Raw genomic sequence first — 17409 nt, 5'->3', positions numbered from 1 at the left:
GCCCACGTCGTTCAGACGTGGGCCCCACACGTGCCGTCAGCGCCAGGTCACTGGGGGTCGGGTCCGGTGGCCACCGGGCGGTCGCCGTCCCGGGACCACTCCGACCACGAGCCCACGTAGAGGGCCGCCGGGATTCCCGCCACGGCCAGCGCCAGCACCTGGTGGGCGCCGGAGACACCGGAACCGCAGTACACGCCGACCTCGGAGTCGGCGGTCGCGCCGAGTCCCTTGAAGCGGTCGGTGAGTTCGGCGGCGGTCCGGAAGAGGCCGGATTCGGCCACGTTCTCCGTGGTCGGGGCCGACACCGCGCCCGGGATGTGCCCGCCGACCGGGTCGATGGGTTCCACGTCGCCCCGGTAGCGTTCGGCGGCCCGCGCGTCCAGGAGCAGCCCGGTGCGGGCAAGCGCCGCGGCGCCGTCCGCGTCGAGCAGCGGCAGCGCGCCGGGAACGGGCTCGAAGGTCCCCGGGGCGGGCTCCGGGATCTCCGCCGTCAGCGCGCCCGTCCAGGCCGCCAGACCGCCGTCCAGGACCCGCACCGAGGGGTGGCCGGCCCAGCGGAGCAGCCACCACGCGCGCGCTGCGGCCCAGTTGAGCCCGCCGTCGTACACGACGACGGCACGGTCGGCCGAGACACCGGCCGCCCGCATCGCCGTACCGAAACCGTCCAGGTCGGGCAGCGGATGGCGGCCGCCGGAACCGGCCGGACCGGCGAGCTCGGCGTCCAGGTCGACGAAGACGGCTGTCGGGATGTGCGCCTTCTCGTACTCGGGGCGCAGGTTGGGGCCGCCCAACTGCCAGCGGACGTCCAGGATCACCGGCGGACGGGCTCCCGCCAGCTCGTTGGCGAGTTCGGGGGCCGAGATGATGGCGTTCATGGCCCCATCCTCGCGCACGGGGTGGCCGCCTCGCCCGGCTCCCGCTACTCTGCCCGCCGAGCGGTGCCGATCACCGGGCGTACGGGATCAGGCACGAGCAGTACAACTGACGGACACCATACGGCGGCGGTGTTGGACGAGAGCCTGGACCGGCGAGCCGGGCATCCTCGCGTACCCGCGCGTCGAGCGGCGGTGCGGCGCGGACCCTCGGCGCTACGGGTGGTGCGAGCATCGGCACGGGGCGTGATCGCGCGTGGACGCGGTACACGCGTACCGAGGGCGACGGACACGGCCACCGCCAGGGGCCGAGGAGAGAGTGACGATGACCGAGGCACGGGGGTCGACCGGCCTGAACGGCACCGTGTATCCACCGGGCACACCCTGCTGGGTGAGTCTGATGGTGCACGGCACGGCCACGACCCAGGAGTTCTACGGGGCGCTGTTCGGCTGGGAGTTCCAGCCCGGCCCCCAGCAGCTCGGCCCGTACGTGCGGGCCCTGCTCGACGGGCGGCAGGTGGCGGGGATCGGCCAGCTGCCGCCGGACCGTCATCTCCCCATCGCCTGGACGCCCTACTTCGCCTCGGCCGACGCGGACCGGACGGCGGAGGCCGTGCGGCACTGCGGCGGCACCGTCGGCGTGGGCCCGTTGGACGCCGGTGACGCGGGCCGGCTGGTGATCGCCTCCGACCCCGCGGGCGCCGTCTTCGGCGTCTGGCAGGCGGCGGGACACCTCGGCGCGGACATCACCGGCGTCCCTGGAACGCCCGCGTGGGACGAACTCCTCACCGTCGACAGCTCGCTGGTGGCCAAGTTCTACGAGACGGTCTTCGGCTACGAGGAGGAGCCGGTGGTCTCCACCGACCTCGACTACATCACCCTGCGCGTGGGGGGCCGCCCGGTGGCCGGCATCCATGGCGTCGGCAGCGCGCTCCCCCGGGACCGGGGGCCCCACTGGCTGACCTACTTCGAGGTGGCCGACCCCGACGAGGCCGCCGACCGCGTCATCGAACTCGGCGGCCAGGTCCTCGAACCGGCCCATGACACCCCGCACGGCCCGGTGGCCACCCTGGCCGATCCGGAGGGCGCGAAGTTCGCGGTGGTGCGCACGGAAGACCGGACCGCCGACGGGGACGGTCACACGGTCGAGTGAACCGGGGCGGGGGCCGGCGCCGGACCGCTCGGGTCAGACCGTCTCGACCGGGAGGACGTCCGGGGAAAGGGCACTCGCGTGGGCCGTGGCGGCCGTCATCCGGCGGCGGTGGTGACGGCGGCAGAGGACCTCGTAGCCGATGTCGTCGGGCTGGTTGACATCGCCGACGACGACCTGGGCGCCCTCGACGACCATCTGACCGCCTATGGTGCGGGCGTTGTGGGTGGCGCGAGCACCGCACCAGCACAGGGCCTCGACCTGGAGGACCTCGACGCGGTCGGCCAGCTCGACCAGCCGCTGGGAGCCGGGGAAGAGCTTGGAACGGAAGTCGGTGGTGATGCCGAAGGCGTACACGTCCAGGCCCAGGTCGTCCACGACGCGGGCGAGTTGGTCGATCTGCCCGGGGGCGAGGAACTGGGCCTCGTCGGCGATCACATAGTCCGCGCGGCGCCCCTGGGAGAGGTGGTCGACGAGATAGGCGTAGAGGTCCTGGCCGTCCTCGACCTCCACGGCGTCCGTGACGAGGCCCAGTCGTGACGACAGCTTGCCCTCGCCCGCGCGGTCGTCACGCGTGAAGATCATGCCCTGGAGGCCGCGCGCCGAGCGGTTGTGCTCTATCTGGAGGGCCAGCGTCGACTTCCCGCAGTCCATGGTTCCGGAGAAGAACACCAGCTCGGGCATGGCGAGTTGAGCACCTTTCGGCGAGGAGGGCGAGGGGGCGGCGGGTCCGGAGGGCGGGCGTGGTGGGCGGCGGCAGGGCCTCTCAGGAGCGTACTTCGAGGAGCGGGACCAGCTGTTCGACGGGGGTCATCGAACCGTGGTTGCCGACCATCGCCGACTCCTTGGGCTCCCGCTCGGAAGCGACGATCAGGACGTCGTCGTGGGCCGCCGCGACCACGTCCCCGATGCGGGCGTACACGCGTTCGTCGATGTGCGGGCCGAACCAGCCCGCCGCGACGGCCTCGTCGCGCGAGGCGATCCAGAACTGCTCGCCGAGCACCTCGCGCCAGCAGGTCAGGACGTCCGACTCGGCGCCCGGCACCGCGTAGACATGGCGGGCCCGGCCCTCGCCGCCCAGCAGGGCGACCCCGGCGCGCAGCTCCCAGTCCTCGTCGAAGTCGATGCGGTGCCGCTCGTCGAACGGGATGTCGAGCATGCCGTGGTCGGCGGTGACGTACAGGGCGGTGCGCGGCGGGAGTTGCTCGGCCAGACGCTGGACCAGCCGGTCGACGTGCATGAGCTGGCCGCGCCACGCGTCGGAGTCGACACCGAAGCGGTGCCCCGCGCCGTCCAGCTCGGAGTAGTACGTGTAGATCAAGGCGCGGTCCCCGGCGGCCAGTTGCTCGGCGGCCAGGTCCATGCGCTCCTCGCCGGAGAGGCGGCCGTGGAAGGTGCCTCCGCTCAGCGCGATCTGCGTGAGGGGCGTGTTCTGGAAGGCCGGGGAGGTGACCTGGGCGGTGTGCACACCCGCCCGGTCGGCGAGCTGGAAGATCGTGGGGTACGGCTGCCACGCCTTCGGCGAGGTCCATGGCTGCCAGCGGAGCTGGTTCATCAGCTCCTCGGTCTGCGGGTTGCGGACCGTGTAGCCGGGCAGACCGTGCGCACCCGGGGGGAGGCCGGTGCCCACGGAGGCGAGGGAGGTCGCGGTGGTGGCCGGGTATCCCGCGGTGATGGGGCGGCCGGTGCCGCCGCGCGAGGACGCCAGCAGGGCCGTCAGATAGGGCGCCTCGTCGGGGTGCGCCTTCAGCTGCTCCCAGCCCAGGCCGTCGACCAGGAACACACAGGCCCGGTCGGTCCCCGTCAGTTCCGGTATCGAGGCGGTCGTGTCGGGAACGCCCATGCCCGCCGCGAGGGTGGGCAGGAGGTCGGCGAGCGAACCGGCGCCGTACTCGGGGACGGGGGCGGAGCCGAGGGCCAGGGGTTCCGGGTGGTCCCAGGTGGGCAGCGCCATCAGCGGGCGGTGTCCGCGGTGGCCTCGGAGAGGGACTGCGCGAAGGCCAGGGCCTGGCGGACGGTCTCCGGGCCGTCCCCGGCCTCGCTGACGCGCAGGCTGAGGTCGTCCGCCGTCGAACTGCCCGTGTACCCGTGGTCCGCCTCGCAGTTGGGGTCGCCGCAGGCGGCGGGCTCCAGGTCGATGCGGGAGACGGCGCCCCAGCCGATGGTCAGGACGACCTCGCGGGGCAGGGTGCCCGGGGTGTACGACTCGGGGTTGGCGACGACCCGGCTGAGCACGACCGACGAGATCCGGCCGATCTTCACCGACTCGGTCGACGTCGTGGCGTACGGCGTCGGCGAGGTGCTGTCCGCGGCCTGCTCGTCGGTGTGGCTCACGATGAAGCGGTTGCCCGTGAGGACGAGGACGGTGACATGGCGCCGCACCTCGTTCGCGTCGAACGTCGTCTCCTGATGGACCAGGTACGACTTGATGGCCTCGCCGCCGACAGCGGCCTCCACCGCCTCGGCCACGAGGGCCGGGTAGTAGCCGCTGCGCTCGATCGCCGCACGCAGCCCCTGGGTCGTCGTACTGGTCTTGGCCATGACGTCCATCCTACGGGGGCGCACTGACTGCGAGGGACCGCTCTGCCGTCTCCGTTCTGTCGTGGACGGATCAACGTGGGGGTCGTGCGACGCGCTCTCAGTACACGGGCAGGGTCCTCGGGCCGAGGTCGTCGCGGACGGGCGGGCGCGCGAGCCGGACGGTGGCGCCCAGCACGCTGAGGCCCTGCTGGGCCACCACGACGGGCTCCAGGGAGACCGCCACGACCTCGGGGTGGTCGTCGACCAGCCGCGACACCCGCAGCAGCAGCTCTTCCAGGGCCTCGGTGTCCACGGGGGCCGAGCCCCTCCAGCCGAAGAGGAGGGGTGCGGTCCGGATCGAGCGGACCAGTGCGGCCGCGTCCCGCTCGGTGGCCGGGATCAGGCGGTGCGCCATGTCGCCGAGCAGTTGCGACGCGGGGCCGGCGAGACCGAACGAGAGGACCGCTCCGGCCGCCGGGTCCACCACCGTCCGCACGATCGTGTCGACGCCGCGCGGAGCCATGCCCTGCACGACCGGACGCAGCTCGTCCGGGCCCCCGAAGAGCTCCGTCAACTCGGCGTACGCCCGCCGCAGTTGCTCCTCGTCCGCCAGGTCGAGCCGTACGCCGCCGAGGTCGGCCCGGTGCCGCAGGTGGGGGGCGGTCGTCTTGAGCGCGACGGGATAGCCGATGAGCCGCGCCGCCCTCGCGGCCTCGTCGGGCGTCGGCGCGGGGCGCGCCTGCCGCAGACGGATGCCGTACCGCGCGAGCAGCGCGCCCGTCTCGTCCTCGCCGAGGGTGAGCCCCTCTCCCCTGGCCGGCAGCGCGTCGATCTGCTCGGCAGCGCCCTTCTCGTCGATGTCCTCGTACTCGGGCACCCGCCCCGGCTCCGCCGCCTCCCGCCGCCACTGGGCGTAGTTCACGGCTTCGGACAACGCCCGAACGGCCCGCTCGGCGGCGGGATAGGCGGGGATGAGCCGAGACCCGCCCGACGCCGGCGGCATCGCCGCCCCGGGCTCCACACCCGTACCTTCCGACACGGCCCCGCCCCGTCCACCTGCCGCGCCGGGAAGCGCCGCACCCGGGCGGGCCTCGCCGGCGCCCGCAGCTCCCTGACCTGCCGCGCCGGAGCCGGCGGGGTTCGTCGCGCCGCCGGGCGGGACCGCGGCCGCGCTCGTTCCCGCCGCCCGCCGCGTCGCGTCCGCCCGCTGGATCCCGTCCGCCCCTGCGGATGCCTGCCGGTCCGTCGTCCCGACCGCCTCACCGGTTCCTTCCGGACTCGCGACGTCTTTCGGCCTCGCGACGCCTTCCGGGCCCGCGCCGAGGGGCCTGTCGGTGGACTGGGGGGCCGTGCTGGCCGCGGCCGACAGCGCTTCCGCGAGGCCGCCCAGCTCCACGTGGACGACCAGCACCGGCTTCGACGGGTTCGCGGCGGCGGCCGACCGCAGGGCCTCCGCCAGGGCCGCGTCCCCCGGCGACGTCTCGCCCAGCGCGGGTATGGCCGTCACCACCACCGCGTCGCACGAGTCGTCGGCGAGGGCCCGCGACAACGCCGAGTGGAAGTCCCGCGCCGAGGCCCCCGTCGACAGGTCCAGCGGCGGCAGCGGTCGCAGCCCCTCGGAGAGACACGCGTCGTACGTGAGCATCCCGAGCGACTCGGAGTTCCCCAGGATCGCCACCCGCGGCCCCGCCGGCAGCGGCTGCCGGGCCAGCAGCAGCCCCGCGTCGACCAGTTCCGTGATCGTGTCGACCCGGATCACCCCGGCCTGGCGCAGCAGCGCGGACACGGTGGTGTGCGGCAGCTGGGTGGCGCGCACGGCGTGCCCCAGGGGCGCGGAGCCATGGCGCGCCCCCTGCACCACCACGAGCGGCTTGACCGCGGCCGTGCGCCGGGCGAGTCGGGTGAACTTACGAGGGTTGCCGATGGACTCCAGGTACATCAGGACGACATCGGTGTCCGGATCCTCGTACCAGTACTGCAGGACGTCGTTCCCGGAGACGTCCGCCCGGTTGCCGGACGAGACGAACGTGGAGACGCCCGTGACCCCGGTGACCCCTCCCCCGCGCCGGTGCAGCCGGGAGAGCAGCGCGATCCCGATGGCGCCGGACTGGGCGAACAGACCGATGCGCCCGGAGCGCGGGGTCTCGGGGGCGAGCGAGGCGTTGAGCCGGACGTCGGGGGCGGTGTTGATGATCCCGAACGCGTTCGGCCCGATGATGCGCATGCCGTACGTGCGAGCCTGGCGCACCAGTTCGCGCTGGCGTTCGCGGCCTTCGGGCCCGCTCTCGGCGTATCCGGCGGAGACGACCACGAGGCCCTGCACCCCGTGCTCCCCGCACTCGGCGACGACCTGGGGGACGTGGGCGGCGGGGACGGCGACGACCGCGAGGTCGACGGGCCCCTCGATGTCGGTGACGGACCGGTGCGCGGGGACCCCGGCGAGCTCCTTCTCGTCCTCCCCGAGCGCCTTGTTCACCGCGTACAGCCGCCCGGTGAACCCCGCCTCCCGGAGGTTGGCGAGCACGCTGCGGCCCACTCCGCCCGGTGTGCGCCCCGCGCCGATCACGGCGACCGAGCCGGGGGCGAGCAACCGCTGGACGGACCGGGCCTCGGCTCGCTGCTCCCGGGCCCGCTGGACGGCCACGGAGCGGTCGGTGGGCTCCAGGTCGAACTCCAGTCGGACGACGCCGTCCTCGAAGCTGCGCTGCTGCTGGTACCCGGCGTCGGTGAACACCTTGATCATCTTGCTGTTGGCCGGCAGCACCTCGGCGGCGAAGCGTCTGATGCCCCGCTCGCGGGCCACGGCGGCGATGTGTTCGAGCAGGGCGGAGGCGACGCCGCGGCCCTGGTGGGCGTCCTGCACGAGGAAGGCGACCTCGGCCTCGTCGGCGGGCGCGGACGCGGGCATGCCGTCGGCGCCGATGCGGTCGTAGCGTACGGTGGCGATGAACTCGCCGCCGACGGTGGCGGCGAGCCCCACCCGGTCCACGAAGTCGTGGTGCGTGAAGCGGTGGACGTCCTTGGCGGACAGGCGAGGGTACGGCGCGAAGAAGCGGTAGTACTTCGACTCGTCCGAGACCTGCTCGTAGAAGCTGACGAGACGCTCGGCGTCATCAACGGTGATGGGCCTGATGCGTGCGGTGCCGCCGTCGCGCAGCACCACGTCGGCCTCCCAGTGGGCGGGGTACTCGTGCCGGTCCGACGAGGTCTGCATGGGCCCCAGAGTACGGCTCGCGTCCGACAACGGCGCGGGGCAGTCTGGGGTGGCACGACAGAAGCACAACACAAGCGCGACAGCCGGTTCGTGGTCAGGCCGTGGGCCCGTTCCGGTACGTCGCCCCATATGGGAAACTGGTCTAGACAACCCGGTCTAGACCTCTCTGCAGCACCCGAGACACCTGAAGGGCAGCATCACATGGCTGAGCGCCGCGTCAACGTCGGCTGGGCCGAGGGCCTCCACGCCCGCCCCGCATCCATCTTCGTCCGGGCCACCACGGCCTCCGGTATCCCCGTGACGATCGCCAAGGCCGACGGCAACCCCGTCAACGCGGCCTCCATGCTCGCGGTCCTGGGCCTCGGCGCCCAGGGCGGCGAGGAGATCGTGCTCGCCTCCGACGCCGAGGGCGCGGACGTCGCGCTCGACCGTCTGGCGAAGCTCGTCGCCGAGGGGCTGGAAGAACTCCCCGAGACGGTCTGAGCGACCAGGTAACCCGAGCGGAAAGGCCTGAAAGGCCACCCCCGCACACATCGAAGGGCTCGTCCATTTTATCGGACGGGCCCTTCGCATTTACCTCTTATTTCCGGTCTGCGGGCAGCAGAAAAAATGCCCCTCGGAATTCTTCCCTCTTTGTATACGGCGTACGTGTTAATGCCGCAGGCTCGGCATGTTTACGGGGTGTTGCGAAGTCCTCACACGCTCCGGACGCTCCGCCCCGCCGCCCCCGGCCGGAAATCGGAGCCGGTGCGCGGCGGTGGCCCGCTCGGTGTGCAGGGACGTGATCGTCCGGGCCCGGTCGCTGTCGCCGCGCGCGACCGCGTCCACGATGCTGCCGTGCTCCGCCCACGACTCCACGGGGTCGGACGGCGCCTCCACCGCGTACATCCAGGCGATCTTGTGCCGCAGCTGGGCGAGTGTCGAGGTCAGGGCAGGGCTGCCGGACGCCTGTGCGAGCGTCTCGTGGAACCAGCCGCCCAGGGAGCGCAGATCCTCGCTGTTGCCCCTCCTGGCCCGCTCCTGGCCCAGCCTGACCAGGCCGCGCAACACCTTGAGGTGCGCCTCCGTACGGCGCTGCGCGGCGCGGGCGGCCCCCAGGGGCTCCAGCAGCATGCGCATCTCCAGCAGGTCGGCAGCCTCCTGCTCGGTCGGCTCGGCGACGCACGCGCCCGCGTGCCGACGGGTCACCACGAACCCCTCGGCCTCCAGCGTGCGCAGGGCCTCGCGCACGGGCACCCGGCTGACGCCGTACCGGCGGGCGAGCAGTTCCTCGGTGAGCCGGCTGCCGCGCTCGTAGACACCCGCGACGATGTCATCACGGATCGCCGTGCATACCGAGTGCGCCGGAATACGCATGACCGACCTCCGCCTTAATCCCCGTGAAACGTCGATGATTGACGTGTGTTCCAGCGACTCTATTGCAGCGGGCGGGAATTTCCGATGGCGGACCGGAATCCGAGGATATTTTTTGGACAGGAGCTACGTCACACGGCGGGTATGCGCGAACGAGGAAAGCCCCGGCTCGGTGAGCCGGGGCCTCCAGGGAAGCGTCGGGTACGCGTCAGACGTTCACGCCGTGCGAACGCAGGTACGCGGCGGGGTCGATGTCCGAGCCGTACTCGGCCGTCGTCCGGGCCTCGAAGTGCAGGTGCGCCCCGGTGACGTTGCCGGTCGCCCCGGAGAGGCCTATCTGCTGCCCCGGGGTGACCGTCTGGCCGACGGAGACGCCGATGGACGACAGGTGGCCGTACTGGGTGTAGGTGCCGTCGTTCATCTTGATGACGATGTTGTTGCCGTAGGCACCGCCCCAGCCCGCCTCGACGACGGTGCCGGCGCCGACCGCGAGGACGGCCGTGCCGGACGCGGCGTGGAAGTCGACACCGGTGTGGCTGCCGGAGGACCAGACGGCACCGCCGGTCTTGTAGCCGGTGGAGATGTAGGAGCCGCTGATGGGGGCGACATAGGCGTTGAGGCGCTCACGCTCGGCCGCGCGGGCGGCGCGGGCCTTGATCTCCTCGCGCTCCTTGGCGGCGGCACGTTCCTGCTCGGCCTTCTCGGCGGCGGCCTTCCTGGCCTCCTCCTGTGCCTTCTTCTTCACCGCGGCCACCTCGGCCGCCTGCTCCTGGGCGGCGGCCTGGGCGTCGACCTGGTCGGCGACCGTGTCGCCGAGGGTGATGATCTGGTTCAGGCCGGTCTGCTCGACGGCGGGCTCCTCCGCGGCGAGCGCGGGGCCGGCCAGGGTGCCGAAGACGCCGGTGGTGGTGAGAGCGGCCACGCCCACGTTCCTCGTGGTCGCGCGCTGCACACGGCTCGGACGGCGGTGCTTCCCGGGGGCGCGGGTGAACGCCATGAAGTGGCTGGTCCTTTCCTTCCTTCTCGCCTACCGGGTTAGCTGACGGGTTCGGAGCAGGAAGGTCTCCTACGGCCACCCCTCGTTTCGCGTCGCTCCGCGAAGGGCACCCGATTCACCCCAGGGACTGTGATGGGTCCCCGGCTCCCCTGGCTCGCGCCATGTGGGGACTCGGCGATGACTGTCCGGTGCCGCGGCTGCGGCGAACTTCTGACGAACAGCCGGACCGACGCTAAGTGGGACGTCTTCGAAATAACAAACGGATCACAGGATTTGTTAACTACGCCACAGGGCAGACACACAACCTCCGCCATCAATACGGACAAACAGGGGCCCTGGTGACTGTTCCGTCACCAGGGCCCCACTGACACGCGTCCGTCCGGTCGCCCCCTACTCGGCCGGGACGACGGTGACTTCGCCGATTCCGAGGGCCCTGACGGGCTCCTCGATCTGCGCTGCGTCCCCGACGAGGACGGTCACCAGACGGTCCACCGGGAAGGCGCTCACGGCCGCCGCGGTGGCCTCCACGGTGCCGGTGGCGGCGAGTTGGCGGTACAGCGTCGACTGGTAGTCGTCCGGCAGGTACTGCTCGACCTGGTCGGCCAGCGTGCTCGCCACGGCCGCGGCCGTCTCGAACTTGAGGGGTGCCACCCCGACGAGGTTCTGCACGGCGACGTCGCGCTCGGCGTCGGTCAGGCCCTCGGCCGCGAGGGTGCGCAGCACCGTCCACAGGTCATCGAGCGCCGGACCGGTGTTGGGGGTGTCGACGGAACCGCTGATGGCGAGCATCGAGATGCCCGAACCGTCGGGCGCGGCCCGCAGCACCTGGCCGAACGCCCGCACGCCGTAGGTGTAACCCTTCTCCTCGCGCAGGACGCGGTCCAGGCGGGAGGTGAGGGTGCCCCCGAGGCAGTAGGTGCCGAGCACCTGCGCCGGCCACACGCGGTCGTGCCGGTCGGCGCCGACGCGGCCGATGAGCAACTGGGTCTGCACGGAACCGGGCCGGTCCACGATGATCACGCGCCCCGTGTCGTCGGCGGTCACCGACGGCACGGGCCGCGGCGCGCCCGGGGAACCGGTCCAGGCGCCCAGGGTGTCGGCGAGCAGGGCGTCGAGGTCGACGCCAGTGAGGTCGCCGACGACCACGGCGGTGGCCGTCGCGGGGCGCACGTGGCGCTCGTAGAAGGCGCGTACGGCCGCGGAGTCGATGCCCTCGACGGTCTCCTCGGTGCCCTGGCGGGGCCGCGACATCCGGGAGGTGGCCGGGAACAGCTGCCGGGACAGCTCCTTGGCGGCCCGGCGGCCCGGGTTGGCCGTCTCGTGCGGGATCTCGTCGAGCCGGTTGGCCACCAGCCGCTCGATCTCCGCGTCCTCGAACGCCGGCGCCCGCAGGGCGTCGGCGAGCAGGCCGAGGGCCTTCTCCAGCCGCGACACCGGCACTTCGAGGGACAGCCGCACACCGGGGTGGTCGGCGTGCGAGTCGAGGGTGGCGCCGCAGCGCTCCAGCTCGGCGGCGAACTCCTCTGCCGTGTGCTTGTCGGTGCCCTCGGAGAAGGCCCTGGTCATGATGGTGGCGACGCCCTCGATGCCGGCGGGCTCGGCGTCCAGGGGAGCGTCGAGGAGCACCTCCACCGCGACGACCTGCTGGCCGGGCCGGTGGCAGCGCAGCACGGTCATGCCGTTGTCCAGGGTGCCGCGCTCGGGCGCCGGGAACGCCCAGGGCCGGGCCTCGCCGGCCTGCGGCTGCGGGTGGAAGTCCATGGTCGCGAGCTCGGTCACTTCGCCGACTCCTCGGTCTCGTCGGTGGTTTCGGCGGCCTCGGCCGCGGCGGTCTCCTCTTCGGCGCTCTCTTCGCCCGCGACGGGCTCGTAGACGAGCACCGCGCGGTTGTCGGGCCTCAGGCGGGCCTTGGCGATCTCCTGGACCTCGTCGGCCGTCACCTCCAGGACCCGGTCGACGGCCGTCAGGGCGAGCTTCGGGTCGCCGAACAGGACCGCGTAGCGGCACAGTTCGTCGGCGCGGCCCGCGACCGTGCCGAGCCGGTCCAGCCACTCGCGCTCCAACTGAGCCTGGGCGCGCTCCATCTCCTCGGCCGTGGGGCCCTCGGCCGCGAACCGGGCCAGCTCCTCGTCGACGGCGGCCTCGATGACGGGCACCTCGACGTCGCCGGAGGTCTTCACGTCCATCCACGCCATGGAGGGGGCTCCGGCGAGCCGCAGCAGCCCGAAGCCGGCCGTGACGGCCGTGCGGTCACGGCGTACGAGCCGGTTGTAGAGGCGGGAGGACTCGCCGCCGCCGAGGATGGTGAGTGCCAGGTCGGCCGCGTCGCACGCGCGCGTGCCGTCCTCCGGCAGCCGGTAGGCGGCCATCAACGCGCGCGCGGGCACGTTCTCCTCGACGACCTCGCGCTGCTGCTCGCCCATGACATCGGGCAGCGCGCCGTCACGGGGCGCGGGCTTGCCGTCGTAGGACGGGATGGAGCCGAAGTACTTCTCGATCCACGCGAGCGTCTGCTCGGGGTCGATGTCGCCGACGACCGACAGGACCGCGTTGTTGGGCGCGTAGTAGGTCCGGAAGAACTGCTGGGCGTCCTCCAGGCTGGCCGCCTCCAGGTCCTCCATCGAACCGATCGGCGTGTGCCGGTACGGGTGGCCCTCGGGGTAGGCCAGGCGGAAGATCTTCTCGAAGGCGGTGCCGTAGGGCACGTTGTCGTACCGCTGGCGGCGCTCGTTCTTGACGACGGCCCGCTGGTTGTCCAGGTTCTTCTGGTCGAGCGCGAGCAGCAGGCTGCCCATGCGGTCGGCCTCCAGCCACAGCGCGAGCTCCAGCTGGTGGGTGGGCATGGTCTCGAAGTAGTTGGTGCGCTCCCAGCTGGTCGTGCCGTTCAGCGAACCGCCCGCGCCCTGGACCAGTTCGAAGTGGCCGTTGTCCTTGACCTGGCCGGAGCCCTGGAACATCAGGTGCTCGAAGAGGTGGGCGAGGCCCGTACGGCCCTCGACCTCGTGGCGCGAGCCGACGTCGTACCAGAGGCACACCGCGGCGACCGGGGTCAGGTGGTCCTCGGAGAGCACCACACGCAGGCCGTTGTCCAGGCGGTGCTCCCTCACTGTCAGGCCTTCGGAGCCGGCCTCGGCTGTGGCCGTGTGACCCATGGGCGGTACGTCCCTTCGATCGCTGTGCTGTGGTCGCGGAATCCGCGGTCTGTCCGAACGTGGAATCGTCGCGGAATCCGCTGTTTTCCTGCCGGTCCTGCCACTGTATGCAAGCGCGCGGACGCCTGGAGAAGTTCCCGGGGCCGGTACGCCGAGAGCGAGACGGCGGTTGCGGGCGACGGTCACTGGTTACAGTCGGCGCACGCCGTTGACGCGGCGGCCCGGGAGGGCGTGCCCGGCGGTCGGCGCCGGGTCGTGTCGGGCCTGTCAGTGCGGCAGTCCACAATGGTGCGCGTCAGATCCCGTTCACCTCCCGGTGAGAGTGAGCTGGAGACGTGAGCGCCCCGTAGGTGAGCGACCAGAAAAAGAGGAGCCGGCAGCGATGGCCCGCCGCAGCACGAAGACCCCGCCGCCCGACGACGCGTTCGAGGAGAAGATCCTCGACATCGACGTCGTCGACGAGATGCAGGGCTCCTTCCTGGAGTACGCGTACTCGGTCATCTACTCCCGAGCCCTGCCCGACGCCCGCGACGGCCTGAAGCCGGTGCACCGCCGGATCGTCTACCAGATGAACGAGATGGGTCTGCGCCCCGACCGCGGCTATGTGAAGTGCGCCCGCGTCGTCGGCGAGGTCATGGGTAAGTTGCACCCGCACGGCGACTCCTCGATCTACGACGCCCTGGTGCGCCTCGCCCAGCCCTTCTCCATGCGGCTCCCCCTGGTGGACGGCCACGGGAACTTCGGCTCCCTGGGCAACGACGACCCGCCGGCCGCCATGCGGTACACCGAGTGCCGGATGGCCGACGCGACGAGCCTGATGACGGAGTCGATCGAGGAGAACACGGTCGACTTCGCGCCCAACTACGACGGCCAGGAGCAGGAGCCGGTGGCGCTGCCCGCCGCCTTCCCGAACCTGCTGGTCAACGGCGCGTCCGGCATCGCCGTCGGGATGGCGACCAACATGCCGCCGCACAACCTGGGCGAGGTCATCGCCGCCGCCCGCCACCTCATCCGGTACCCGAACGCCGACCTGGACACGCTGATGAAGCACGTCCCGGGCCCCGACCTGCCGACCGGCGGGCGGATCGTCGGGCTCTCCGGCATCAAGGACGCGTACGCGACGGGCCGCGGCACCTTCAAGATCCGTGCCACGGTGGCCGTGGAGAACGTCACGGCCCGCCGCAAGGGCCTCGTCGTCACCGAACTGCCCTTCACCGTCGGCCCGGAGAAGGTGATCGCCAAGATCAAGGACCTGGTCGGGGCGAAGAAGCTCCAGGGCATCGCCGACGTCAAGGACCTCACCGACCGCGCGCACGGCCTGCGTCTCGTCATCGAGATCAAGAACGGCTTCGTGCCGGAGGCCGTCCTGGAGCAGCTGTACAAGCTCACGCCGATGGAGGAGTCCTTCGGCATCAACAACGTGGCCCTGGTCGACGGCCAGCCCCTCACCCTGGGTCTCAAGGAGCTGCTGGAGGTCTACCTCGACCACCGTTTCGAGGTCGTCCGGCGCCGCTCGGAGTTCCGCCGCGGCAAGAAGCGCGACCGGCTCCACCTGGTCGAGGGCCTGCTCACCGCGCTGCTGGACATCGACGAGGTCATCCGGCTGATCCGCTCCAGCGACAACTCCGCGCAGGCCAAGGAGCGCCTGATGGAGCGCTTCGCCCTGTCGGACATCCAGACGCAGTACATCCTCGACACGCCGCTGCGCCGCCTCACCCGCTTCGACCGCATCGAGCTGGAGTCCGAGAAGGACAAGCTCAACACCGAGATCGCCGAGCTGACCCGGATCCTGGAGTCGGACGCGGAGCTGCGCAAGCTGGTCTCCGGCGAACTGGCCGCGGTGGCGAAGAAGTTCGGCACCGAGCGCCGTACGGTCCTGCTGGAGTCCTCGGGCGCCCCGGTGGCCGCGGTTCCGCTCCAGGTCGCGGACGACCCGTGCCGGGTGCTGCTGTCGTCGACAGGGCTGCTGGCCCGTACGGCGAACGGTGAGCCCTTCGCGCCGGACGCGGACGGCAAGCGCGTCAAGCACGACGTCATCGTCTCCGCGGTCCCCGCGACGGCCCGGGGCGAGGTGGGCGCGGTGACCTCCACCGGCCGCCTGCTGCGCCTGAACGTGGTGGACCTGCCGCAGCTGCCGGACACGGCGGCGGCCCCCAACCTCTCGGGCGGCGCACCGCTCGCGGAGTTCCTCTCCCTCCAGGACGGCGAGACGGTCATCTGTCTGATGACGCTCGACGAGTCCTCGCCCGGGCTGGCCATCGGCACCGAGCAGGGTGTCGTCAAGCGCGTCGTCCCCGACTACCCGTCCAACAAGGAGGAGCTGGAGGTCATCACCCTCAAGGAGGGCGACCGGATCGTCGGCGCGGTCGAACTGCGGACCGGCGAGGAGGACCTGGTCTTCATCACGGACGACGCCCAGTTGCTGCGCTACCAGGCCGCCCAGGTCCGCCCGCAGGGCCGCCCGGCCGGCGGTATGGCGGGCATCAAGCTCACCGAGGGCGCGAAGGTCATCTCCTTCACGGCCGTCGACCCGGCCGTGGACGCGGTGGTGTTCACCGTCGCCGGTTCCCGGGGCACCCTGGACGACTCCGTCCAGACCACGGCCAAGCTGACCCCGTTCGACCAGTACCCCCGCAAGGGCCGTGCCACGGGCGGTGTCCGCTGCCAGCGGTTCCTCAAGGGCGAGGACTGCCTGTCCGTCGCCTGGGCGGGCCCGGCCCCGGCCCGCGCCGCGCAGAAGAACGGCACGCCGGCGGACCTCCCGGAGATGGACCCGCGCCGCGACGGCTCGGGTGTCTCCCTGGGCAAGACGGTGTCCTCGGTGGCGGGGCCGGTGTGAGGCCGAGGCTTCAGACGCCGTCGTAGGACGCGTCGGGTTCGTATGAGGCCTCGGGAGCGTAGGGGGCTTCGGGAGCGTATGAGGCCTCGGGTTCGTCGGCCTCTGCCTCCCGGACGTAGCGGAGGACGCCCCACATGCCGTGCTCGTCGGCGTGCGGGGCGTCCTTCTCGCCTCTGCACGCCTCCAACTCCTTGGTCAGGGCGGAGGTGTCGATTCCGGCGCCGATGAGCACGAGCTGGCTGAGACGGCTCCGCTCGCCGCTCGCCCACGGCTCGGGATAGAACCGCAGAAACCGCCCGACGGCGTGCACGGCGTAGCGGTTGCGCGGGTCGTACGGGCCGAAGTCGACGTACCCCTTGATGCGGTAGAGCCCGTCGGTCCGCCCGTCCAGGAACTCCATGAGCCGCCTGGGGTCGAGCGGCACGCCGGAGACGAAGGAAACGCTGTCGTAGCCGGTGTGCAGGTGCCCGGCGTGGTCGGCCCCGTCCTGGTGCCCGTCGTGGTGCCTGTCGTGGTCGTGCCGGTGCAGGTCGTCGAAGGAGAGCTGGCCGATGCGCTGCTCGGAGGGCCTGCAGTCGAACAGGAACTCGGGGTCGATCCGCCCGTAGGTGGCGGGCACGACCGCAGCACGGTCGCTGAGCGAGCGGACGAGCGCCAGGACCCCCGCCCCGTCCTCGGCCCGGTCGAGCTTGTTGACCACCACCAGGTCGGCGATGGCGAGATGGCGGTCGATCTCCGGATGCCGCTGTCGCGTCCGCGTGAACTCGGCCGCGTCGACGACCTCGACGAGCCCCCCGTACACCACTCGGGGGTTCTCGCTGGCCAGCACCATCCGCACGAGTTCCTGCGGCTCGGCGAGCCCGCTCGCCTCGATGACGATGACGTCGATCCCGGCGGAGGGGCGGGCGAGCCGCTCCAGATAGGCGTCCAGCTCACTGACGTCGACGGCACAGCACAGACACCCGTTGCCCAGGGACACGGTGGAGTCCCCGAGCGCCCCGGCGACGGCCATCGCGTCGATCTCGATCGCGCCGAAGTCGTTGACCACGGCGCCGATGCGGCTGCCTCCGCTGCGGTGAAGCAGGTGGTTCAGCAGGGTGGTCTTACCGGACCCGAGGAATCCGGCGAGGACGACCACGGGGATCTGCGGCGAACCCTGCACGACGGCACCAGGGTCCGAACTCGACGACTGGCTCAACACGCGCCCACTCCCACACCGTTGCTCTCAGGGGTCGATCGAATGCCGCACCAGGATACGAGTGGGGCCGCGCACCCCGTCGAGTGAGCGATTGTCAGCGGCGCCCGTGGGGCA

Annotated in this window: 13 protein-coding genes and 1 riboswitch; of the genes, 3 read left to right on the top strand and 10 right to left on the bottom strand. The window is 71.9% G+C overall.

Going from position 1 to position 17409, the window contains the following annotated elements; all coding sequences use genetic code 11:
* Positions 1-47: 47 nt before the first annotated feature.
* Positions 48-875, bottom strand: a complete 828-nt coding sequence (locus GWK25_RS09650; RefSeq protein WP_215449368.1) for a sulfurtransferase — start codon at positions 873-875, stop codon at positions 48-50.
* Between the two features lie 322 nt (positions 876-1197).
* On the opposite strand from GWK25_RS09650, the gene GWK25_RS09645 reads away from it, so the two are divergent.
* Positions 1198-2025: a VOC family protein gene (locus GWK25_RS09645; protein ID WP_215449367.1), complete on the top strand. Its 828-nt coding sequence runs from the start codon at positions 1198-1200 to the stop codon at positions 2023-2025.
* Positions 2026-2058: 33 nt separating this feature from the next.
* On the opposite strand, the gene GWK25_RS09640 is transcribed toward GWK25_RS09645, so the two are convergent.
* The 4 genes from GWK25_RS09640 to GWK25_RS09625 form a co-directional block, all read right to left on the bottom strand.
* The gene (locus tag GWK25_RS09640) at positions 2059-2706 is read right to left on the bottom strand and encodes a thymidine kinase (protein ID WP_215449366.1); all 648 of its coding nucleotides are present in this window, start codon (positions 2704-2706) and stop codon (positions 2059-2061) included.
* 82 nt (positions 2707-2788) lie between these two features.
* Positions 2789-3976 (bottom strand): alkaline phosphatase family protein, encoded by a 1188-nt coding sequence (locus GWK25_RS09635; protein WP_215449365.1) that lies wholly within the window; start codon positions 3974-3976, stop codon positions 2789-2791.
* Positions 3976-4563 (bottom strand): DUF5998 family protein, encoded by a 588-nt coding sequence (locus tag GWK25_RS09630; RefSeq protein WP_184900191.1) that lies wholly within the window; start codon positions 4561-4563, stop codon positions 3976-3978. The genes GWK25_RS09635 and GWK25_RS09630 overlap by 1 nt, the downstream gene beginning before the upstream one ends.
* Before the next feature lie 97 nt (positions 4564-4660).
* The gene (locus GWK25_RS09625) at positions 4661-7756 is read right to left on the bottom strand and encodes a bifunctional GNAT family N-acetyltransferase/acetate--CoA ligase family protein (RefSeq protein WP_215449364.1); all 3096 of its coding nucleotides are present in this window, start codon (positions 7754-7756) and stop codon (positions 4661-4663) included.
* Between the two features lie 201 nt (positions 7757-7957).
* Here GWK25_RS09625 and GWK25_RS09620 point away from each other — a divergent pair, with 201 nt between their 5' ends.
* Positions 7958-8239, top strand: coding sequence for an HPr family phosphocarrier protein (locus GWK25_RS09620; RefSeq protein WP_037700813.1), 282 nt, complete (start codon positions 7958-7960; stop codon positions 8237-8239).
* Between the two features lie 168 nt (positions 8240-8407).
* On the opposite strand, the gene GWK25_RS09615 is transcribed toward GWK25_RS09620, so the two are convergent.
* The 4 genes from GWK25_RS09615 to GWK25_RS09600 form a co-directional block, all read right to left on the bottom strand.
* Positions 8408-9112, bottom strand: coding sequence for a GntR family transcriptional regulator (locus GWK25_RS09615; protein ID WP_215449363.1), 705 nt, complete (start codon positions 9110-9112; stop codon positions 8408-8410).
* 205 nt (positions 9113-9317) lie between these two features.
* Positions 9318-10106: a M23 family metallopeptidase gene (locus tag GWK25_RS09610; RefSeq protein ID WP_215449362.1), complete on the bottom strand. Its 789-nt coding sequence runs from the start codon at positions 10104-10106 to the stop codon at positions 9318-9320.
* 12 nt (positions 10107-10118) lie between these two features.
* Positions 10119-10293: riboswitch (cyclic di-AMP (ydaO/yuaA leader) on the bottom strand.
* A 203-nt stretch (positions 10294-10496) separates the two neighbouring features.
* The gene (locus GWK25_RS09605) at positions 10497-11885 is read right to left on the bottom strand and encodes a pitrilysin family protein (protein WP_215449361.1); all 1389 of its coding nucleotides are present in this window, start codon (positions 11883-11885) and stop codon (positions 10497-10499) included.
* Positions 11882-13258, bottom strand: coding sequence for a pitrilysin family protein (locus GWK25_RS09600; protein WP_215449360.1), 1377 nt, complete (start codon positions 13256-13258; stop codon positions 11882-11884). Before GWK25_RS09600 ends, GWK25_RS09605 begins: the two co-directional genes overlap by 4 nt.
* Positions 13259-13640: 382 nt before the next feature.
* Between GWK25_RS09600 and GWK25_RS09595 the strand changes: the two genes are divergently transcribed.
* Positions 13641-16097: a DNA topoisomerase (ATP-hydrolyzing) subunit A gene (locus tag GWK25_RS09595; RefSeq protein ID WP_215449359.1), complete on the top strand. Its 2457-nt coding sequence runs from the start codon at positions 13641-13643 to the stop codon at positions 16095-16097.
* A 10-nt stretch (positions 16098-16107) separates the two neighbouring features.
* Here the strand turns inward: GWK25_RS09595 and GWK25_RS09590 are convergent, their stop codons facing one another.
* Positions 16108-17298: a GTP-binding protein gene (locus GWK25_RS09590; protein ID WP_308404198.1), complete on the bottom strand. Its 1191-nt coding sequence runs from the start codon at positions 17296-17298 to the stop codon at positions 16108-16110.
* Positions 17299-17409: the final 111 nt, after the last annotated feature.

This window comes from Streptomyces sp. ATCC 21386 (assembly GCF_018728545.1).
GTDB lineage: Bacteria > Actinomycetota > Actinomycetes > Streptomycetales > Streptomycetaceae > Streptomyces.
Note: the sequence above shows the minus strand (reverse complement) of the source record. Positions and strands in the feature narration are given on the sequence as shown.